This window comes from Oceanobacillus locisalsi, from assembly GCF_042675985.1.
Taxonomy (GTDB): domain Bacteria; phylum Bacillota; class Bacilli; order Bacillales; family Amphibacillaceae; genus Oceanobacillus; species Oceanobacillus locisalsi.
Map to the genome: position 1 here is coordinate 98,640 of NZ_JBHTKK010000004.1, position 20,552 is coordinate 119,191.

Consider the following 20,552-nt stretch of genomic DNA (forward strand, 5'->3'; position numbering starts at 1 on the left):
CTTCTAATTTGAGAAAATCGAAAATAATGCGCTGAAGGTGCCATTCTCCATCATAATATAAATCCCTAAACCTATGAAAACAATCGGGACAATCCAGCGTTCATATTTCTCAATTTTCTCTGAGATATATTTCATAGATGCCATTTGATAGCTGACATAACATAAGACCCCCACCATGATGAAAAAGACGAGACTGACAACTGCAATTTCAACTATATTTAATGTTGTAAAATACGGAATATAAATGGAAAAGTCATCAGCACTAGAAGCTAATACAATAAAGGTGACAGTTAGAAATAGTTGATTAAATCGTTCAGATGATAAAAGAGATAAAATGTTGCTCTCATCTGAATCTTCCTCACCCTTAAGCCATACTTTTATACCTAAATATATTGGTAATAGTCCAAGCAAGCCTATAACCCACTGTTGTGGAATAAAGTTTGCACCGAAAGCTGCCAACAAACTTATCAATATAATGATTGCTGTACCTAAATATTGCCCTACAATGATATGCTTTGTTTGCTTTTGTTTAACTGACTGCGTAAACAAAAGCATTAAAATAATTAAATAATCAATTCCTGTCGCTATATAAACTACAATAGCAGATAAGACTGTTGTACCCATTAGCATGCACCCGCTTAATTTTAAATATAATCTTGAAGGGCTCCCGATGTATAGAGAGCTCTGTTCATTTTATTCTTTTACCCTCATAAGCCTCAATCCATTTAAAGCAACTAAAAGGGTTGCTCCCATATCAGATAGAATGGCAATCCACAGAGTTAACCAACCCGGAATAACCAACAGTAAGGCCACTATTTTAATAGCAATAGCAAAGGTAATGTTCGCTTTGATGATATTTAGTGTTTTACGACTGAGTTTAACAGTAAACGGAAGCTTTCTTAAATCATCACCCATAAGAGCAACATCTGCCGTTTCAAGTGCTGTATCTGTACCAGCACCGCCCATTGCTATTCCAACTGAAGAAGCTGCTAATGCTGGGGCATCATTGACACCATCACCAACCATGGCTACATTACCATACTCCGCTCTCAATTGTTTAATATAGTCCAATTTATCCTGCGGCATTAATTCTGCTTGAATATCAGATACGCCTACGTGTGTACCGATTGCATCAGCAGTACCTTTATTATCACCAGTCAACATAATTGTCTTTTTGAGACCTAACTGATGTAACTTTTGAATCACATGTTTGCTGGTTTCACGTACTTCATCAGCAACTGCAATAACGGCAAGTATATTTTCTTCCGTTCCAATAATCATGGCCGTTTTCCCTTGATTTTGAAGATTTTTAACCTTATCTTCAAAATCTTGGCTAAAATCAGGAACAAATAATTCCTTGAAGAGTTTTGGGCTTCCTATATAATAGGTTGTTCCTTTTACAATTCCTTTTATACCCCGGCCTGTAATAGAAGAAAAGTCTGTTACACTTATATCTGAGTACGGGATATTTTCTTGCTCTGCTTTTTTCATAATTGCTGAAGCAAGAGGGTGTTGCGAACGGTATTCAAGCGCTGTAATGATGGAAAGCAGCTCTTTCTCTTCTACCTGTTTATTTAATAAGTTAAAATCTGTTACAACGGGAACGCCTTTCGTGAGTGTTCCTGTTTTATCAAATGCAATGGCTTTTAATCCGCCTATTTCTTCTAAGTAGACACCGCCTTTGACCAGAACACCTTTTTTTGCAGCATTGCCGATTGCTGAAACAATCGAAATGGGAGTCGAAATAACCAACGCACAAGGACATCCAACAACCAGCGTGGCTAGACCTAGGTACACCCAGTTCCCCCAACTTCCATCAAAGAATAAAGGCGGCACGATAGCTACTAATGCTGCAATAACCATAATGCTTGGCGTATAATATTTAGCAAATTTATCCACAAAAGCTTGAGACGGCGCACGTTCTCCTTGCGCTTCCTCCACTAAATGGATAATTTTTGATATCGTTGTGTCTTCAACAAGCTTTGTAATTTTGACCTCAAGCAGCCCTTCTTCATTAAGCGTTCCTGCAAATACTTCATCGTCAACGGCTTTTTCAACAGGAACCGATTCGCCTGTTATCGCTGCTTGGTTAATAGACGAATATCCATTTACAATGACACCATCCATAGCAATTTTTTGCCCTGGTTTAACAAGCATAATATCCCCAATTGCAATATCATTTACATGAATAGTTATTTCTTGTCCATTCCGTCTGACAATAGCTTCCTTTGGTGCAATATCCATTAATGAATGGATGGATTGCCTTGCTCTATCCATGGAAAACCGTTCCAGCGCTTCACTAATAGCAAAGAGTATAACGACAATGGCAACCTCCGCCCATTCCCCAATAATGACACCACCGATTACAGCAACTGTCATGAGGGTTCTCATGTCAAACTGGAATCGAATTAAGTTTTGCAAACCCACTCTAAACAGCGATAATCCGCCTACTAACATAGATGTGATAAATAACAATGCTGTAACGATATTTTCATTTCCGTTTACAAACATAGAAAGGAAACCGAAAGCCATAAATAAGGTCGAGTACAGTAATGTACTATGTTTTTTATAAAATGGAATTTTTTCCTCCTTATCAAGCTCTTCACTTTTTGGGTCTTTCCCTCCATATTCAGCAGTCACCTTAAGATTTTCAAAAGCTCCTGCTTTTTCTAGATCCTCTGTTGTTGCTTCCCCGTAAACGGAAATTTTAGAGGCTCCAAAGTTTACTTTGGCCTCTTGTACACCTTCTAATGCTTTTACGTTATCTTCAAAGGTTTGGGCACAGCTTGCACAACTAAACCCTTGCACACGATAAGTGCTCATTGTTTCTTTCGGTAATGATTCAGACATTTGCTTCCACTTCCTTCTTCTGAACCAGCGTAATGGCCATTAATTGTTTAATTTGTTCATTCTCCAATGAATAAAATGCTAATTTTCCTTCCTTGCGATATGTCACAATTTCTTGTTTATGAAGAGTTCGTAAATGATGAGAAGCTGTAGCTATCGAAGAACCAATAATGTTGGCGATGTCACATACACATAACTCGTCCTCTTGACATAGAGCATAGGAAATCTTTGCTCTATTTTCATCTGCAAGTATTTTAAATAATCGAGAAATACTATAAATATCATGTTGTAGCAAATCTTCTTGTATTCGATTGACTTTTTCTTCGTCATAACAAAAAATTTCACACATATCTTTATTACTCATTTTCTTCACTCCATTACATTCAAATGTTTATTTGATTATAGTATAGTCCTTTTCTTCTAATCATTCAAGTATTTATTTGAATATCATGAAGGATAAATTTCTTTCAATTATTAAATCTTGGAATATGAGTTTCCTACCCAACCAAAATAAGTATTGATAATTTGCTTTATGACTCCTCACAAATGGCATATTTATTTACATTAGAATAAATCATTGATTTTAAGTAATTAAGATGTTAAGAAAATATATGAAATTTGGTTGTATAAAGCGATCACCACTTGTCTAGTACCAAACAGAGCAAGTGATGATCGCTTATACATTTTTTCATACTCTTTATACAAAATTTCTTTTATTTCTATATTACTATGCTCGACCATCAGAATCCTCTAATCGTCCAATTTCATTCATTATTGCCCGTTTTTCTAGTTCTAATTGGTCAATTATCTTAATTAATTCAGGAATAGCATGATCTACCGTATATAGATCATCTGCCATTAGGCAATAGGTGACTTTAATTAATTTTTCTTCTATTTCTGCAAAATATAACTTTCGATTTAACTGATGAGCAAGTAGATTCCTTTCTGTTTTTTTAAATAACATCAAATCCTTACTATTTTTTAATCATACATTGTGAAAAAATGTTTAATCAATTATACTGTGCCCTCTAGTATAAAGTCAGCACTTAAGGAGATTTTGATATAACCACACTCTATAATCTATAGACAACAATTTAGTGTTAAAAAACTATCCATTCACTAAACTTCATGGTGAGCATTTAAATCTGATAATAACAAATGGCAATCATCACCTATTTATTGTAGATTGAACAGGTAGTGATTCTTTATACTTTCCGGCTAAAAATCTTCTTATTCAACAACCATCCAGTTAGAATCTTTCTCTAATGTGAGGTCATATTGTGAAAGTTGTGTTGCTTTTGTGGTATTATCCAAATACTTTACAGTAACCCATACTTTAATTTGATTATCTTGTTCTTGAAATACTGGATTTACAAGCTCAGAAAACGTATAATCTTTTTCAATGGCTGGTAAGGCATTGTTCTTCACATAATAAGCAAGTTCTTGATTCGTTGCTGTTGGGTAAGAGGAAAAGAACGTCACTAAAAACTCCATGACTTCTTCTGCCGTTTCTGATTCTACCGTTCCATCACTTTCCACTTGTTCTGGTGTAAAATTAGATTTTTCGGGCTTATTCCACAGAGTAGGGTTTTGCGTAATGACCAGATTCTTTTGTTCATCTTGATAGAGTACAATACGATAAGTTGAACTTGTTAATGAGCTGTCTTTATCTTCCATGATTTCTTGCTGTACGGAATAAATGACGGAAAACGTATTTTCTGTTTCTTCCGTTATTGACCAAATATTTATATCTTTTACAGTAGAACTAGTAGGAATATCCTCTCGAATCATATCACTATTTAAAGCTTGCAATTCTTCGGTTAAATAATCTTTCAATTTTTCGGTTCGTTCTTCCAATGCTTCAGTTTCATTTTCCCAAGAATAGTAGTCTGTTACAAAGTTTCTTGTAAAACTTTCAATGGCAGTTGTATCTTGAATACGGCTTTCTATAATTTCTCTTTCATGGATCGTATGCTGGTCAATCGCTGTAAAGTTTTTGTAGATCCCAAACGCAAGACTACTAAGAAGCAATATCCATAAAAACAACACGGATTTTTTTCGTTTCCCAATCGTTCTTACTTTTATCTTTTTCGTTTTCTTCGGGTTTTTTTGCTTTTCTTTTATACTAAAAGGCAGCTTCATGTTATCCCAACCTTTCCTTAGTTTTTGATACGTCCAGCACCTACTAGATGTTCTTGCCAGTAAGAAGATGTTAAATCCGCATAACCGATCGGATTCCCCGCATGGAACATTTGATTGTTTCCAACATAAATTCCATTATGCGTAATGTAGTTGGCGGTGTTGTAAGTCGAATGGAAAAATACTAAATCTCCTGGCTTTGCTTCTGATAGAGGGATGTGTTCTGTAGCTTCATACTGTTCTTGAGCGGTACGAGGTAAATTAATTCCTGCTTCACGGAAAATCCATTGTATAAGTCCACTACAATCAAATGAAGTATCAGGATGAGCCCCACCAAAAACATATGGGAAACCCTCATATTTTAAGGCTTCTTCCATCACCAGTCGAAAGGTATCATCATCAAAGGACGGCGTTTCACGAAGATAAGGTTGAAGTAAATCTAAATAAAACATATTGCCATAGCCGTACCTCCAACCACCGTTTTTCTCTATCGCAATGGGGTTAGAGTAGCTGACTTTCTTTCCTCCTGATCGCTCTTTCGCAAAGCTTTCAGCTAGATCAAAAGTGTAAGAGTTTCCTCGTCCTGCCACATAATCAATAAAAGCCCCGCCATAGTTATAAGCTTGAAGTACGGTCGAATCATCGACACCTTTTGTATCTGCTGACTGCAATAAGTTCGCAAGGTATTTCGTTCCCTGTTTAATAGAAGCTTCCGTATCTAACGTGTTCGGTGGTAATCCTAATGATTCACTTGATTGCATAACATCCTCGGCATTACCACCACTTTCAACAGCAATAATCGCAAGTAAAATCGGCACATAGTCGCTGATTCCATATTCATTTGCGTATTTTTCCACCATTGGTTGATGAGCCAGCACATCTTTGGATAGAGATACATTTTGCCAATCATTTGGTGAACCTAAATCCATGGAAGAATCAAAATCTCCTGCTTCATCGGAAATAAAGATAGCAACAAAGGCAAGTAATCCTAAGAATGCCAAGAAACCTATCCCACCGATAATCAGCATGATTTTAAGCTTTAAGAATGTCATGATTTTTTCCTCCTAACGGTTTGTCTCTGGCGTGGAGGTTTCACTTTTTGACGTGTTCGTTTTCTAGGAAGGACAGGTCGCTTAATCACCTGTTGTTCTTTTCCTTTCGATGTTTGTTTCGGCAGTCGGGTAGGGTGTGTTCTTTGACTTTGCTTCTTTCTTTTTGTGGATACTTGATAAGGCTGATTCACTTTTCTATTTTGATTCTGTAATCTTTGAATTTTTTCTTTTTGCACAGGCACTTGTTTTCTTTTATGACTTTCAGGATTCAGACTTTCTTTCGGCTTCATTTTCTGTTTCTCTTTTGTGAATGAGGAAGGAGAATTCTTTTGTACCGTAGGCTTATTGGAGTAAGCAGTGATATTTTTCTTCTTTTTATCCAAAGCTTGTCGTCTTTCCGCAATCGTCTTTCGATGTTTACTTGTGCGTTCGGTGTTTTCACGTTGTCGCTGCTCTTTGGCTTGTGACACTCCTTGTTTAAAATCCTTGCCTGGCCGTTGAATTTTTTCTTTTCCTTGAGCCAAAGCGTATTTCGTTGTGGTTGGTAAATCTTTGACTTGCTGTTTTCTGTGGTTGATATTCGCTCGTACACGATTTTTCGTGTCTAACACTTTTCCAGTGGTTTGTCCGATCTTTTGACTAAATGATTTTCGCTCCTGATTAGGTTTCTCTGTTTTGTTTGACCGCATAGAGTGCAGACTTTGTATAGGTCGACGGAGAGAGAAAGAATGTTGTGTTTTTCCTGATTTACTCATCATTTTGCCAACGGTTGCTCCAGCCGTTACACCTGTTAACGTACGACTAATGGAACGTTGTAACCTTCGACCACTGCGATAGGCCATCTGTTTCGGGCGACGCATAACGCTCCGTCCAACTTGTTGGGTGTCGCTGCTTTGTAAACGAAACATACTCATGATGTCGCCAAGCTTCATATAAATCCCTGCAAAAGTCACAATTTGCAGAAAAGCAATTAAGAAAAACGGATAGGAGCTGGTTAAGCTATACAGCATGGACGAAATACTAAAAGCTATCGTTATCACGAGTGTGATTCCAGCACGCAGCATAATCACGTTAAACAGTTTTAAAATGGCCTGTTTACCCATGTTTTCAAAAGTCGGTATCATGGAAAGCAGAAAACTAATAGGTAGAAATGTCGCAAACACAATAAATAGAAGTTGGGAGAAAATCATCATCCCCGATAAAAGAAATACAAATATGGAAATCCCGATATTAAATATAAACAAGAAAAAAACCATCCCTAAGCGAGTAGTCGTTTTGGTAATGGTCAAATTTTTATTATCGTGATCCTCAATTTCTGCTTGCACGGCTGCTTCTCGATCTTCTCCATTGTTTGTATCAGGACTGATGGAAACTAAAGCGTCCACTCGTTCTTCTCCAATCGCTTCTTTGTCCGAGTTATCAAACTGCAATAATAACCATGGTTGCTCCACTTGAATGGAAAAAAGGTTATTTCGAATCATATCGACACTATCACTTCCTTGACTGTTGGAGTTAGGCATAAGAATGTTTGTACCTAAGTCAAGTGCTGCTTCACTTACATCTGCGGAAAAATCATTAATTTTTGTAATATAGGTTGGGGCAAACGCAATAAAAGCCGCTGATACGATAAACACCACTAGGAAATTCAAAATAGCACGAAAAGCCTTTGTTGTTTCTCGTTTCATGAGACCTGTATAGGTAACATAAATTCCAACAATCAATACAAAGAGAAGAAGGAAACCAACATAAAAACCTTCTGTTCCAAAACCTTGTGCAGTAACTCCAGCCAATGTTTGCATATTCTGTCCGATGGCGGTTGCTGTTTCAGAAATAAAATCAAGAGAATACGCTTGTTGTACTAAATAACCAGTGGCATTGGAAAGATATAAATTGATAATCCAAATAAAATTGGTGATCGTGTACAGTCCGTACATGACTTGTTTTCCGATTCCATCATCCCAATTCCACGGCAGCCAATCCCACCCCGAATCCACAAAAAAATCTAACTGATAATGGTCGAGTGGATACAAGGAATAAAGATTGTCCTCTGATACCGTATCATCAACTAATCCAGCAGCCTGTGTTACAGTAAACAGGGAAAGAAACAATAAAAAAATGACCGCACCAATGAGTACCGTCATCCATACAATCTTTTTCAGTTTTGGTTTGTTCATCTTATCACTGCCTTTCTAGGACAGGTGGTCGAGTGTCGAAAGCGTCAAATAAATCTTCAAACACAGGATGAACCTGAATAATCCCAACTCGTCCATATAAATCTTGCATAAGGCATTGTCCATTTTCCAATTCTCTTAATCGACGTTGATTGGCTTCATCTTCCGCGTCCACGCCAAAAAATTGCAGCGTTTTTTTAATTTCTGTACTATCCCTGGAACGAAACGCAAATTTCACACCAATATTATTCTTCAATTTTTCGTCTGTTAGATCGTCAGCGTTCTGGGTAACAAAGTACACACCTGCATTCATGGAGCGGCCAGCACGTACCAGTTTATTAGAAAGTGTTTTCCCTTGTGCCACTTGTAAAAAGCTCCAGGCCTCATCAACATCTACAATTTTAAAAATACTGCGATCAGAGTGAATGAAGTCTAAGGCAAATGTAGAAATAATAATTAACATGGCGACACTCAACAATTCCATTGTCGTGTATTCTTCAAAGTTGGTTTCCGCGTCAGGCAATACTAAATCTGCCACCTGTATAATATTGAGCTGTTTTTCTAAGCTGATAGAATTTTGAACCGTTCCGTCTGAAAAGAGAAGGTGGGCAAAGTCATAATCGGTAAAACTTTCGATATGATCTGCAATAGTGGAAGCAAGCGGATTTGGATCACTCCTTAGTTCATGAATCACCAGCATTAAGCCGCGTTCCTCTTGTTGACCGATTGCTCGAATAGCTCGTCGTAAGACAGGAAACTTATCACCATCCCGACTGGAAATACCCGTTAAGAAGGTAAGAATATCAATCGCTAAACTTTCCGAATCCTTCTTATTTTTCATAATGACAAACGGGTCAAGCAGCCCTTGATTGCTTTCTTCACTGGTTAAATTAACGATATTAATTTCATCAGCAATATCAGGTAAAGCTTCTTTCCAGCCGCCACGTTCGCCCTTAGGGTCGACAACCAATGCTTGACCACCAAAAAGAACGGCATAGTATACCAGTAAGTTATTGGAGAACGATTTTCCACCACCAAGTGAACCTAAAAAAGCAGAGGCCAAAGCGTTCGTGACAGAGCCTTTTACACCTTGACTAGCGAGACTAGGATTGAGATAGACATTTCTTCCCGTATCTAAGTTGTACCCAAAATAAATGCCTTCATTTTCTCCTAACATTTGCGTTGCACCAAATCCAAGGCCAGCTAAAAAATCCGAAGTGACATACTGTACATAGTCGGAGATATAGCGTTTACTGGCAGGAATAAATTCACCATGTAAACCCAACATATCGCCAAATGGGCGAACAAGTTTTACATTTAAGTCATCATAAAAATCTTTGACTTCATTACAGCGTTGTTTGAGTTCATCCAAACTAGAAGCAGATACCCGAATGACATAGCTTAACTTATACATGGATTCTTTCGTCTGATCGAGGACATCCTCTAATTCATTGACTTGTTCCAAAGCTTCCAACACGTTATTTCCCGTTTCATTATCTGAATCCATCGCATGGTTATCTAAATCCTTTAATTCCTTTTTCTTATTGCGTACGGTTGATAATGCTTTTTTATTGGTGACTATCTCGACATGCATAGAGGTGTCGATTGGAAACGTGAATTGTTGTTGCTGATAGTAAAAGATTTCATCACTGGGAAATTCCAAATCACCAACAATGGAATTAATGGTAAAGTAAGCAACATAAGTTGTTGTATCTTCCTGTTCCAACTTGATGTAACGCTGTTTTTCTGTAATCAGACAGCGTGTGGGTTTAATGAGGTCATAACGTTTGACGTAAGTTTCTTTTTCACCTTTCTCATAAGAGAGGTTATAACTGTAATCTTCAAAGGCAATACCCGTTTGTCCGTGTAAGTGTTCGATTAAATACCCCATGTCATTTTTCGTTAAAGGCCGAACCTTAAAACGCTTAGTGATTTTATTTTGTAATAATTGTTCCATTTTTAGAAAACGAGCAACTTCACTATGTGGCATAGAAACAAAATCACCCATTAAATGATGATTCACGTCTCGAACAAAGGTTGAGAGAGACGCCGTTACTGATTCTCCCATCGATTTCATACTGACTTCTTCTTCATTCAACAAAAGCTTAAATCCAATAAAGAAACGATAATCGACTTGATGTTCTCCAATCATGGAAACAAGGGCTTCTGTTTGATCGTCAATTCGATTGTAAGCTGCTTCTTGCAGCCTTCCTGTTACAAGTTCTTTACTTCGTTCTTGTACCGAACGAATACTGCTCTCGGTGCTTATCTGTAAGGCATGGATTTTTCCATCTTGATTTTGGGCAATGAGTTGACGAAAGTGTTCGTGTACTTGCATTTTTTCATCTTCAGATAAGAAGGAATAGTTGTATGGCAATAATTCGTAATAAGCAAATGCTTCTCCATCATGATTAAAAACAAGGTTATTTTCGATATATTTAATTGGATAACTCATACGATTTTCCCCCTTACCGCTGTAATGGTTTCATTGACCGATTGTTTTTTAAATTTGACTGGCTTGTTTGCATAGGTCACTTTAGGGCGAAACCAATACGTGATAACAGACTTTAGGAAACCATAAGGTTTTTTGCCGTCAAAGCTCTTTTTACTCATAAACCATGTCAACGCTACTGGAACACCAACATATTTTAATAGTACTCCATCAATCAAAGAGAGGGGAGGAAGGTTTCCAAGTAACATAACGGCCAAAAGAGAAAGCACAAACCAAGTCATCTGCGAAAAAGTGACAGGAAAGGGCAAACGAAAATCGTTGATCGCATAAATGACTTTTTCCACCGACCAAATTCGTGTGTAGCTCTTTAATTTTTTCACGTCTTAACATCCTTTCCAAAGAAAAAAGCAGCCTGTGTCTAAACAAGCTGCCTTTCTATTTATTGCTTATATTCAAAGATTCCATGGGAGGTAACAAGAAAATCACCATTGATTTCAAGATCACGTCCGTATGAACTGTAATCAAAATAGTATTGTAAACTGGGATCTACACCACTAAGCATTCCAGTTTCCTCTATATAATACCGAGCTACATCTTCCATACTTTCACAATCAGAGTAACATTCAATAGCATCTTGATGTTCCAATAATTCTTCGACGCTATTAAACCAATAACTCTGTATTTCGGAGAGAGCGTCATACAAGGGAGTGCCTTCAATTTCCTGTACCATTTCACATAAACGATTGATTTCGGAAATCGGCGTGTACTCATGGATTTCAAACGGCAATTCAAAGTCGTGTATGGCGTATTCTTCATATTCACCGTTTAACCCAATTCGTTCTTTTACTTCCTCTACATCAATAGGTGGCGTAAACCAAGCACCAACCGTTTCTCCTTCATTATATTTTCCGAGGTTTGCTATATACACTTGCATTTCCATGTTTTAAAGCCTCCTAACAAAAGAAAAACAGCCTGTTAGTACAAGCTGCTTTTCCATTTATTTTAGATATTCAAATATACCATTGGCAGTCACAAGAAAATTGCCATGAATCTCAAAATCTCGCCCAATAGCTTGATAATCAATATAGTCTTCAAGATTAAAAGGGACTTCTGCAAATAGACGGGTTATACCTGATTCTTCCATCCAAAATTTCGCTATATCTATTAAATCGGTACAATCAGGGTAATAAAGGATTTTATACTGATTTTCAAGTAATTCTTCTAAGCTATTAAACCAATGTTTTTGTACTTCGGGAAGAGCGTCGTATAAGGGGGAACCTTCCATTTCTTGCACCATTCCGCATAAACGATTGATTTCAGAAACAGGTGTGGATTCGTCTATTTCAAAGGGTAAATCATAATCAAAAATGGCATATTCTTTGTATTCCCCGTCCAAACCTATACGTTCTTTCATTTCCTCCAAATCAATAGGTGGTTCAAACCAAGATCCTCTGATTTGATCCTCCTTATATCTATCAAGATTCACAATAAAAACTTGCATTCTCATGGAAATTCACCTCTTTTCTAAAAAAGAATCATAAAAAAAGCACCAGCAAGGTGTTTACTGGTACATCACATAAACTTATTTATCCCTTCCGCGCTACCGCTTGGATCACCATTTGTCTGCAGAACATAAGGAAAGCACTTATCTTCCACAGACAAACGGTACAATTTAAGCCCCTATTATCCTGTTAAATAGGTTTAATAACACATCTTTTACACCTGAAGCGTTAAAGACTAGTCCAACAGCAACGAGAGCAATAATCAGAAAACCTATCAATTTGGAAAACTCACGCTTAAATCCTAAATAAATGCCAATCACAACAATAGCCATTAACACTAAGGATTGTGCGTTGTCCAAAAACCAGTTATAAATATTCTGCCCGAAATTCATTTGACTGTCTCCTTTCTATTTTTCATCATTTTTAGTGGACGGAAGGCGAATCGCTTTCTCTACAGGAACAGTTTGTTGCAAAAGTATCTTTTGATGACGGTCCGATAACTCTGCTTGTGCTAACATATCTTTGATGACAGTGGTTTGATTGATTTCATCCACTTCTGTTGCTAACTTCCAAGTAGGAGCAACCTGATGAGCTAACCATCTCAACGTTTTATCAAATGTGTACGGTTCTGGTTTTGTCGTTAAAGAAATTTTTCGATTCACACCTAAATCCAAAAAGCGTTGCCAATCTGCATTCATTTTCCAACTGCTCCGCCGTTTTTTCTCATCCTTATCTACAAAACGAATGTAACGGTTAATGATGGAGAAGGCGGTTTTTCCTGCGTCCTCATAAGTCATTAAGTCAACAATCGCATGGTAGGCTCGATCATTTTTAAGTCGAATTTCAAAACGATTTTTCACCTCGGTGTCCTCGATAGACGTACCAAATTTCACATACTGCTCATAATCTTTTTCATAGATACTAAAATATACGTCGCTTTTTAACGAACCGATATATAAGGTATGACCCATGTCAGGTTTATCTTCTGCATGAACTAGTTCACCCGAACGATAGCTTTTAAAATTGCGAAATACCGTGACACATTCTTCATTTCTGCATTTTTGAGTGAGAAAGGGGATATCCAAAATTCCTGTCTTATCATTAATGGCAAGGTCAATTCGCTTAAAGACACCACCCACACGAAACACTTCCATAAAAAAATCAAACCATGTGCGTTGTTGGGCTAAAAGGAAATTTTCAAATTGACGACAACCTTTCCCTTTTAGTTCAAGCAGACATCCTTTGTCCTCGTCAGGAGATACCATTACCACAATATCTCCATAGACATATTGCTCAAAGTACGAGTAAAAAGCAAAATCTTCATGAAGCATATAACTCTTTTTTAACTGCAAAATATCTTCAATCACTGGTGTAGGATTCGTTGTTAAAAATCGAATTCGCACATAGTCAAATAATATCTCCAAAGGTGCTTCTGGGTTAAACTGTTCTAAAATATCAAACAAAGTAGTTTGAATAGCTTCTGAAGGTGTCACTTTTCCTGTCTCAATTTCACTTAGATATTGTCTTGAAATCCCAACGTGTATCGCCAATTTATTTTGGGATACGCCATATTCCAATCTCTTTTCTCTTAATACGTGATACCAAGGCATTTGATACACTTGCATTCCTCCTAACTAAAAAAAAGATGTCAACTTTGACTTAAAAGCTGACATCTTTGTGATATATCCCTAACCGTTGTGCCATCAGGCTTTATTGGCTTTTGGAACAGTTTTCAATTGTTTTTCTACCCCCCTGTTAGATAAGGGGGGTTAAAGCGTGGCTGTCGCCACGCAGGCTTAACCCAGCACAGCGCCTTTCGCTTCGCACGGCGCCGCACTGGGCAGCCTTTAGTTTGTGAGTTTACCTATTTCTTTTAGGAAGTCATGTCCTTTAGGGACAAATGGTGTGTAAAATTCAGAGATCACATTATCTCCTTTATCTACATAGCCGCGTCCTTTGATTTGTTTAAGAAAAAATTGCTTTTGCACATCTGACCCAAAAAGCATTCCGTACCCCAGTTCTGATATACGCCCTAAACCTACCCTGAAATTAAATTGGTCACGAATCCCATCCCCAAGGTATTTTGCGTCTGGTCTTTGACAAGCAAGAATTAAGAAGAAGCCTGACTGCCTACCCAACATAACAATCTGTTTCAGTTTACTCATGACTTTGACGCTTTCTTTCCCGACCATTTCCATAAATGAGGTGTACTCGTCAAAGATTAAAAAACGGGCTGGCAAGCCTAAATAGGCATAGTTTTCACCAGTCTTATAATTTGGCATTTGCTTCATTTCTTCGTTCCGTTTCATCATGTCTTCATAGAACTGATCAATACAAGCTGTCATATCTTCCTTTTTGTAGTACACGTCAGGCATAACGGTAGCTAAGTCTGCCAAATCAGCATTTTTAGGATCTAGGATATATAGTTTTGCGTCTGTTTTGAGTAGAGCTTCAATCAGTGTCAGAATAAAATAGCTTTTTCCGCCACCTGTACCGCCAGCGATCAACATATGCGGTAACTTATCATACTCCCAATAAAAAGACTCCATTAATTTTAAACTTCCATCCTGTGCGATAACCTCATCAATGGAAATGCGGTTCGCAATCATATCATAGAAAAGCGTGTACTCCACGTAGGAATCACGTAATTCCTTCGATACCAATTCACAATACAAACCGCTTTCCAGTTTGGTTTCTAAATTTAATAATGGTTCTTGAAACTTGCCAAGTGTAATCTCTACTTGAATGTAAAACAAACCCTTTTCAAACCGATAATAGATTTTCGGAAAATGACTGATTTTCTCCTTTGATTTATTAGATGGGATATCCTTAAAGAAGCTCTCTTGCGTGACTTGTTTTGTTTCGTACCAGCTGTTTTCTAAAACCATTTTAGCAAGTTTTTGACGATGAATAAGCTGTTTGAAGTGGTTATAGCAATAACGATAATAAACAAAAGCACAAGCTGCCGTTAAAACGAGACTAATACACAACGCCACTAATCCATACTTGCTAATAAAATGTGCTTGTAGTTCTTCAAGTTCCCATGTTGTAGACAATAAAAAAGATAAGTGAAAAGGGAGGAAGAATAGAAGCCATATACCAACCAGCGATATAAACACAAATTGAAAAACGAGAGAAGCGTCTTTTTCTCTAATACGTTTCCCTCGTTTTTTGAAAGGTTTCATTCTTATTTATCCTTATTAGGTGGTGTTTTTGATGGTTTTTCTCCAATAGTTGAAGTTGCTTTTCCTTTTAACACGATGTCATCGGCTTTTATATACCAATCGACATCCGCACCACGAAAGGTAGCATTGGCGACCGTATCCGCAATAGGGTTCATAATTTCTACTTCTGCATTATAATCAAACTCTTTTAATGGAACAGAAGCAGGAAGACTTACTTGTATCATGCGTCCTTGTTCCCTGGACTTTAAATCATACGTGCGTTCCTTTACCTCTGTAGAAACAGTACCATCTTCATTTTGAAGGAACACTTCGCGTCGTAAAGCAGAAAATTTCAATACCCCAAATGTTTTTTCCTTATCAATCACAATTCCTTGTGCTAATCTCATGTGATATTCCTCCTTATATGTTGACTATGTTATGCTTTGACGATGTTGTCAGCATGTAGTATATAATTTGTAAAACCACGATCACCGATTTTATAGCCTTCTGCGGTAATACGTGCATTCACCAGTTTTACTTTGTCCTCATGTTCAAAGAATTTTTCCCCAGCTTCATTCGGGAGAACAACCTCAATATCATCTGCCCGTTGAATATCGGAATACAGATTATAACTGCGGGATAATGTTGTCATACGTCCATTAATCCGTCGTTGTTCTACTTTTCCTTCTCCTGCATATTCTAAGTTTCCAAATGTTTTCTCCATATTTGGGATGACATATTTTAGTTCCATAATAATGACCTCTTTTCTTTATTATTTTATTTCTTAAATACATAACAAAAACGATAAAAGCGGAGGAGAACGTGAATAATAAATAATCATATCAAATGACCTCCTGTCACTTCATTTTCTTAACCAAATACTTGTTCTCTGTATTCTTTTTATACAGAAAGAATTCTATAAAAGAATCTTTAAGCTACATAAATTAACTATCTTGAAGCATTTCTTTATATTTTTGAATATCTATTGTGTCTTCTAAATCGCAAAGACGGCTATCCAATCCTCTTTGTACATCTTCTTCTGAATGACCTGCTGCTCTTAAATCCTTTTCTATTTCTGCCTTTACATTATCATCAAGTACACAAATAAAAGTTGTGATATTCATAATCATTCTCCTTTTATAATTAAAAACGATAATCAACACGTCCGTATATTACACACCAAAAAACAATCATGGATTCCCCTTTTTTATCACGCACTAATTTTCCATGAAGAAAAAACGGATACTCTTCAATCTCAACCTCATTCAGCACAAAATGGTCATCAATCCATTCCATGACCTTATCTTCGTATATTTCTTCCTCTTTCAAAGACATCATGTTCCTTCTCCTTTCCTGCGTCTTTATCCATTAAAAAAGCATGTCAGATGACCATAATCCAACAAGCTAAGAAATTAATTATCTATAAACTTTCTGCAACACCAGCCATAATATATTCGGCACATGGTACAGCAATTGAATTTCCAAGTGCTTTATATCTGGCATAATCGCTGATTGCTTTTTCTTGTTCTCCAAAAGCTGTCCAGCCTTCGGGCAATCCCATCAAACGTTCACATTCCAATGGAGTAAGCTGCCGAATAAAACCTTCTTTTTCTTTCCCTTCATACCAAAACGAAAAAAGATTAACGGAACCAGCTAGCATTGTTGGAAAAGGGTCATCTGTCTTTCCGAAACTTCCAATGAATCCTGTTTCGTTTTTTTCTTTTGCGGCACTTCGCATACGTCTTTCTTGAAAGGGTCGGATGATGGGTATGTTCCTCCTTGTTTCTTTAACAGGTATTCCACAGGAGCCGGCGGAGGACAGCCTGTTTTTTCCGCAAGACGCAGGAAACGATTGCAAATCACGGGCTTTAAATAATATTTCTTTGGCACGGTTTCCTCTAAAATCTGCCACGAGGAAGATACGTCTTCTTCTTTGAGCGAGAGTGGGCTTTCCCCAATATCGGGCGTCCAACAATCGCCAACAGACATCAACGTTGTTCCCTCGAACCATTCCGGCGTTTGCCCATCCTCCAGAAGTAGGCATTGGAATTTTGGAACCTGTGAAAGATTCCAGCACGGCTTTAAAATCCATCCTGTTATTTGATGAAAAAGCTCCCATGACGTTTTCCCAAACAGCGATAACTGGATAGACACCATTCGTTGCACACCTCATTTCTTCAATAATTCGTAATGCTTGATAAAATAAGTTGGATTTACTTCCAGCAAGGCCTTCTCGCTTACCAATGTTAGATAAATCCTGACAAGGAGAACCAAAGGTAATGATATGAACAGGTGGTATTTCTCCACCATCTATTTTTGTAATATCTCCAAGATGAAGCATATTAGGAAAATGACGTTTCGTAATTGCAATTGGTGCCTTCTCAACTTCACTTGCCCAAACAGGTTTCACTCCATAAAAAGAAGCAGCTAAAGGAAATACACCGATTCCATCAAATAAACTTCCTAACGTAAGAAGTTTCATATCAATCACAACCTTTATTTCATTTATTAGAGGTTCATTTTTTATAAGAAAATCAATAAATTCTCAAAATAAATTTCCAATTTTGACATAAAAAAATAGACGTTCATTTTTCTGAACGCCTAAAATTTTTAAACTTACTTATTATGGAATTTTTATTTTGTTGTGTCTCCATATACCAGATTGATTCCCACTGAAACGTCAACATGATGTTTTAGCACTTTTTTTCGCCCATTTTGACCATCAGGTATAAATTGGTAATGCTTGTGAAACACTGTCATACTAAGGATTTCGACGTATTCTTCCGTTGTATCGAAACTATAACCTCCACATGTCCCGTATTCGGAAACATATCCACAGGCTGTATTTCCTTCGCTTCATAACCGCCATCCTCTAAAATACGTAAATCCCTTGCCAGTGTCGAAGGATTACAAGAAACATACACAATCCGCTCAGGCTCCATTGCCATCATCGCCTCCAGAAATTCCGGATCACAGCCTTTTCTTGGTGGATCGACAACAATCACATCTGGGTCCAGACCTTCCTTCTTCCAAGCCGGCATCACTTTCTCCGCCTGTCCCACTGTAAATTCTACATTATCTATTCCATTACGCTCCGCATTCTTCTTCGCGTCTTCAATCGCTTCAGGAACTACTTCAATCCCATAGACTTTTTTCGCTTTTTGGGCTAAGAATAGCGAAATCGTGCCTATACCGCAGTATGCATCAACCACTACATCCGTTTCATCAATAGCCGCATATTCCAATGCTTTATCATAAAGCACTTCTGTTTGAACAGGATTCACTTGATAAAAAGATTGGGGCGAAATCGCAAATGTTAAATCGCCTATTGTATCGTGAATATAAGATGTTCCCCACAATACGTTTGTCTTTTTGCCCAAAATCACATTCGTGCGCTGATCATTAATATTCTGTATAACAGAATGGATGAAAGGAAATTTCTGTTTCAGTTCTTCCACTATCTGTTCTTTACCGGAAAGCTTGGCTGTCCGGGTCACGAACACCACCATCATTTCTCCGGTAAAATGACCTGTCCGGATCATGATATGACGCAGCTCGCCGCGATGCGTTTTTTCATCATAAGCAGTCACGCCATATTTATTCATTAAATAACGAACAAATGGAAGCACCTCATTCATCGCATGGCTGTGAACATAACAGGTATCTTGATTTTGCAAAATCCGGTGGCTTCTTTTTTGATAATAGCCTGTGATTAATTCGCCGTCTTTTTCATCCACTGGAATTTGGATCTTATTCCGGTAATGAGAAGGATCCTCCATACCGATAATCGGATGTACTGGAACATGCTCCAGATGTGCTATTTTTTTCATCACATTGTGGACCTGGTTTTGTTTCATCTGTAATTGAAGGGCATAGCTCATGTGTTGGAGCTGGCACCCTCCACAATAGACGTGACAGGTTGGTTCCACACGCTCCGGGCTTGTTTTTTTCAATTCCAGCAGTTTCCCGAAACCATAATTTTTATTTACTTTGACCACTTTGATAAGCGCTTCTTCTCCCGGTAAAGTCTTCGGAATAAACAAAGGGTAACCATCTATTTTTCCGACACCGCTTCCTTCATGTGTTATATCTTCAATTGTGATGGATAATTGCTCATTTTTTTGAACAGGTGTCTTTCCTGTAGATTTCGCCATTTTACATCTTCCTCTATTTCCGTAATCGATTTTAATACCTTATTTTATCATAACGATGTAAAAATCGAAAACAATACTCATTTGCCGGCCCGTTCATTCTCAAAAGAAAAAAAGCCCCCAAACAACGTGATGTTTTGAGACTTCCTTCCCAATTAATAATCCAAATTTTCCTGATGTGCGATAAACTCCTCCGGTACAATAAATTCAATATGCTGCTGCAAATTAATAAACTCGCCCGGAAGCAAACCGCCGTATTCCCCATCGATATTCAACTGCATTTTATCTTCATTCGTTACCTTAATCCGTTTTGCCTGTTTATAAATAATGTTCTTACTTTTTAAATGCTCTCCCCGCAGTGCAAGTGTCGCAATTTGAATAAATTCTGCCAGGTTGGTTTTCTTTAAAATCAATACATCAAAATACCCGTCATTTAAACGTGCTTCGGGAGCAAGCTTTTCAAAACCGCCGACGGAATTGGTATTAGAAATCAGAAAAAGCATAATATCTTCTTCTAAAACCTCTTCATCAAACTCAATTTTTACCCTGGCTGCTTTTAAGGAAGGAAGCATTTCAATACCCTTGATATAATATGCCAAGTGACCTAAGACCGTTTTTAATTTGCTGGGAACATCATACGTCAACTCTGTCAGTTTGCCGCCTCCAGCGATATTGATAAAATAATGATCGTTCACTTTGCCGATATCCAGCTGCAAAGAATTATTTTCTAAAATAATATCTACCGCTGCATCAATGCCTCTTGGAATATGTAGTGCTCTGGCAAAGTCATTGGTCGTACCAGCAGGCAAGATTGCCAGTTTTGGACGATACTCCTGTTCTGCCATACCATGAATCACTTCATTAATCGTACCATCCCCGCCGGCAGCTACTATTAAATCATAGCCTCTATCGACTGCCGTTCTTGCTGCAGATACAGCATCGCCTTCACCGATTGTCGCATGTGCTGAAGCCTCATAACCGGCTGTTTCCAGCTTTTCTAAGATATTTGGTAATTCTTTTTTGACTGCTTCACGTCCCGAAGTAGGGTTATAAATGATTCGGGCCTTTTTCATG

General features: G+C 37.7%; 21 protein-coding genes. All 21 read right to left on the reverse strand.

The window, feature by feature from the left end:
• Positions 1–3 precede the first annotated feature (3 nt).
• The 21 genes from ACFQ19_RS05740 to ACFQ19_RS05840 all read right to left on the reverse strand — a co-directional run bounded on the left by ACFQ19_RS05740 (position 4) and on the right by ACFQ19_RS05840 (position 20,551).
• The gene (locus tag ACFQ19_RS05740; protein ID WP_042533113.1) at positions 4–624 is read right to left on the reverse strand and encodes a CadD family cadmium resistance transporter; all 621 of its coding nucleotides are present in this window, start codon (positions 622–624) and stop codon (positions 4–6) included.
• A 69-nt stretch (positions 625–693) separates the two neighbouring features.
• Entirely contained in the window at positions 694–2,850 is a 2,157-nt protein-coding gene (locus ACFQ19_RS05745) for a heavy metal translocating P-type ATPase (RefSeq protein ID WP_042533111.1), read from the reverse strand.
• Entirely contained in the window at positions 2,843–3,211 is a 369-nt protein-coding gene (locus ACFQ19_RS05750) for an ArsR/SmtB family transcription factor (RefSeq protein WP_042533109.1), read from the reverse strand. The genes ACFQ19_RS05745 and ACFQ19_RS05750 overlap by 8 nt, the downstream gene beginning before the upstream one ends.
• Positions 3,212–3,574: 363 nt before the next feature.
• The gene (locus ACFQ19_RS05755) at positions 3,575–3,811 is read right to left on the reverse strand and encodes a hypothetical protein (protein WP_042533107.1); all 237 of its coding nucleotides are present in this window, start codon (positions 3,809–3,811) and stop codon (positions 3,575–3,577) included.
• Between the two features lie 266 nt (positions 3,812–4,077).
• Positions 4,078–4,989, reverse strand: a complete 912-nt coding sequence (locus ACFQ19_RS05760) for a conjugal transfer protein (protein ID WP_042533105.1) — start codon at positions 4,987–4,989, stop codon at positions 4,078–4,080.
• A 17-nt stretch (positions 4,990–5,006) separates the two neighbouring features.
• Positions 5,007–6,038: a bifunctional lytic transglycosylase/C40 family peptidase gene (locus tag ACFQ19_RS05765; RefSeq protein WP_042533103.1), complete on the reverse strand. Its 1,032-nt coding sequence runs from the start codon at positions 6,036–6,038 to the stop codon at positions 5,007–5,009.
• On the reverse strand, positions 6,035–8,212 hold the full coding sequence (locus ACFQ19_RS05770; RefSeq protein WP_042533101.1) for a CD3337/EF1877 family mobilome membrane protein: 2,178 nt from the start codon (positions 8,210–8,212) through the stop codon (positions 6,035–6,037). The genes ACFQ19_RS05765 and ACFQ19_RS05770 overlap by 4 nt, the downstream gene beginning before the upstream one ends.
• 4 nt (positions 8,213–8,216) lie before the next feature.
• Positions 8,217–10,664, reverse strand: a complete 2,448-nt coding sequence (gene tcpF, locus ACFQ19_RS05775; protein ID WP_042533098.1) for a conjugal transfer ATPase TcpF — start codon at positions 10,662–10,664, stop codon at positions 8,217–8,219.
• Entirely contained in the window at positions 10,661–11,041 is a 381-nt protein-coding gene (locus tag ACFQ19_RS05780) for a conjugal transfer protein (protein ID WP_042533096.1), read from the reverse strand. Before ACFQ19_RS05780 ends, tcpF begins: the two co-directional genes overlap by 4 nt.
• 59 nt (positions 11,042–11,100) lie before the next feature.
• Positions 11,101–11,601 carry an antirestriction protein ArdA gene (locus ACFQ19_RS05785; RefSeq protein WP_042533094.1) on the reverse strand — a complete coding sequence of 167 codons (501 nt, stop codon included), beginning with the start codon at positions 11,599–11,601 and terminating at the stop codon, positions 11,101–11,103.
• A 57-nt stretch (positions 11,602–11,658) separates the two neighbouring features.
• Positions 11,659–12,168, reverse strand: a complete 510-nt coding sequence (locus ACFQ19_RS05790; RefSeq protein WP_042533093.1) for an antirestriction protein ArdA — start codon at positions 12,166–12,168, stop codon at positions 11,659–11,661.
• Positions 12,169–12,333: 165 nt separating this feature from the next.
• Positions 12,334–12,555 (reverse strand): hypothetical protein, encoded by a 222-nt coding sequence (locus ACFQ19_RS05795; protein WP_042533092.1) that lies wholly within the window; start codon positions 12,553–12,555, stop codon positions 12,334–12,336.
• A 15-nt stretch (positions 12,556–12,570) separates the two neighbouring features.
• Positions 12,571–13,788 (reverse strand): MobT family relaxase, encoded by a 1,218-nt coding sequence (gene mobT, locus ACFQ19_RS05800; protein WP_042533091.1) that lies wholly within the window; start codon positions 13,786–13,788, stop codon positions 12,571–12,573.
• 222 nt (positions 13,789–14,010) lie between these two features.
• Positions 14,011–15,348, reverse strand: coding sequence for an FtsK/SpoIIIE domain-containing protein (locus ACFQ19_RS05805; RefSeq protein ID WP_130860294.1), 1,338 nt, complete (start codon positions 15,346–15,348; stop codon positions 14,011–14,013).
• A 2-nt stretch (positions 15,349–15,350) separates the two neighbouring features.
• On the reverse strand, positions 15,351–15,734 hold the full coding sequence (locus ACFQ19_RS05810) for a YdcP family protein (RefSeq protein WP_066186230.1): 384 nt from the start codon (positions 15,732–15,734) through the stop codon (positions 15,351–15,353).
• 29 nt (positions 15,735–15,763) lie between these two features.
• Positions 15,764–16,078 (reverse strand): YdcP family protein, encoded by a 315-nt coding sequence (locus ACFQ19_RS05815; RefSeq protein WP_066186233.1) that lies wholly within the window; start codon positions 16,076–16,078, stop codon positions 15,764–15,766.
• A gap of 193 nt (positions 16,079–16,271) precedes the next feature.
• Positions 16,272–16,451 carry a hypothetical protein gene (locus ACFQ19_RS05820; protein ID WP_066186235.1) on the reverse strand — a complete coding sequence of 60 codons (180 nt, stop codon included), beginning with the start codon at positions 16,449–16,451 and terminating at the stop codon, positions 16,272–16,274.
• A 19-nt stretch (positions 16,452–16,470) separates the two neighbouring features.
• Positions 16,471–16,665, reverse strand: coding sequence for a hypothetical protein (locus tag ACFQ19_RS05825; protein ID WP_066186238.1), 195 nt, complete (start codon positions 16,663–16,665; stop codon positions 16,471–16,473).
• A gap of 82 nt (positions 16,666–16,747) precedes the next feature.
• Entirely contained in the window at positions 16,748–17,809 is a 1,062-nt protein-coding gene (locus ACFQ19_RS05830) for a DNA cytosine methyltransferase (protein ID WP_066186241.1), read from the reverse strand.
• A gap of 274 nt (positions 17,810–18,083) precedes the next feature.
• A complete protein-coding gene (rlmD, locus tag ACFQ19_RS05835) occupies positions 18,084–19,481 on the reverse strand; it encodes a 23S rRNA (uracil(1939)-C(5))-methyltransferase RlmD (protein WP_379591129.1) in 1,398 nt (465 codons plus the stop codon).
• A 152-nt stretch (positions 19,482–19,633) separates the two neighbouring features.
• Positions 19,634–20,551 carry a diacylglycerol kinase gene (locus tag ACFQ19_RS05840; protein ID WP_379591130.1) on the reverse strand — a complete coding sequence of 306 codons (918 nt, stop codon included), beginning with the start codon at positions 20,549–20,551 and terminating at the stop codon, positions 19,634–19,636.
• Between the last annotated feature and the right edge of the window lies 1 nt (position 20,552).

Excerpts from the sequence above, each read along its gene's own strand:
- ACFQ19_RS05755 (WP_042533107.1), bottom strand. The coding sequence starts at position 3,811 with ATGTTATTTAAAAAAACAGAAAGGAATCTACTTGCTCATCAGTTAAAT.
- ACFQ19_RS05740 (WP_042533113.1), bottom strand. The coding sequence starts at position 624 with ATGGGTACAACAGTCTTATCTGCTATTGTAGTTTATATAGCGACAGGA.
- ACFQ19_RS05745 (WP_042533111.1), bottom strand. The coding sequence starts at position 2,850 with ATGTCTGAATCATTACCGAAAGAAACAATGAGCACTTATCGTGTGCAA.
- ACFQ19_RS05795 (WP_042533092.1), bottom strand. The coding sequence starts at position 12,555 with ATGAATTTCGGGCAGAATATTTATAACTGGTTTTTGGACAACGCACAA.
- ACFQ19_RS05840 (WP_379591130.1), bottom strand. The coding sequence starts at position 20,551 with ATGAAAAAGGCCCGAATCATTTATAACCCTACTTCGGGACGTGAAGCA.
- rlmD (WP_379591129.1), bottom strand. The coding sequence starts at position 19,481 with ATGGCGAAATCTACAGGAAAGACACCTGTTCAAAAAAATGAGCAATTA.
- ACFQ19_RS05760 (WP_042533105.1), bottom strand. The coding sequence starts at position 4,989 with ATGAAGCTGCCTTTTAGTATAAAAGAAAAGCAAAAAAACCCGAAGAAA.
- tcpF (WP_042533098.1), bottom strand. The coding sequence starts at position 10,664 with ATGAGTTATCCAATTAAATATATCGAAAATAACCTTGTTTTTAATCAT.
- ACFQ19_RS05770 (WP_042533101.1), bottom strand. The coding sequence starts at position 8,212 with ATGAACAAACCAAAACTGAAAAAGATTGTATGGATGACGGTACTCATT.
- ACFQ19_RS05805 (WP_130860294.1), bottom strand. The coding sequence starts at position 15,348 with ATGAAACCTTTCAAAAAACGAGGGAAACGTATTAGAGAAAAAGACGCT.
- ACFQ19_RS05830 (WP_066186241.1), bottom strand. The coding sequence starts at position 17,809 with ATGAAACTTCTTACGTTAGGAAGTTTATTTGATGGAATCGGTGTATTT.
- ACFQ19_RS05810 (WP_066186230.1), bottom strand. The coding sequence starts at position 15,734 with ATGAGATTAGCACAAGGAATTGTGATTGATAAGGAAAAAACATTTGGG.
- ACFQ19_RS05765 (WP_042533103.1), bottom strand. The coding sequence starts at position 6,038 with ATGACATTCTTAAAGCTTAAAATCATGCTGATTATCGGTGGGATAGGT.
- ACFQ19_RS05820 (WP_066186235.1), bottom strand. The coding sequence starts at position 16,451 with ATGAATATCACAACTTTTATTTGTGTACTTGATGATAATGTAAAGGCA.
- ACFQ19_RS05750 (WP_042533109.1), bottom strand. The coding sequence starts at position 3,211 with ATGAGTAATAAAGATATGTGTGAAATTTTTTGTTATGACGAAGAAAAA.
- ACFQ19_RS05815 (WP_066186233.1), bottom strand. The coding sequence starts at position 16,078 with ATGGAACTAAAATATGTCATCCCAAATATGGAGAAAACATTTGGAAAC.
- ACFQ19_RS05790 (WP_042533093.1), bottom strand. The coding sequence starts at position 12,168 with ATGAGAATGCAAGTTTTTATTGTGAATCTTGATAGATATAAGGAGGAT.
- ACFQ19_RS05785 (WP_042533094.1), bottom strand. The coding sequence starts at position 11,601 with ATGGAAATGCAAGTGTATATAGCAAACCTCGGAAAATATAATGAAGGA.
- ACFQ19_RS05825 (WP_066186238.1), bottom strand. The coding sequence starts at position 16,665 with ATGATGTCTTTGAAAGAGGAAGAAATATACGAAGATAAGGTCATGGAA.
- mobT (WP_042533091.1), bottom strand. The coding sequence starts at position 13,788 with ATGCAAGTGTATCAAATGCCTTGGTATCACGTATTAAGAGAAAAGAGA.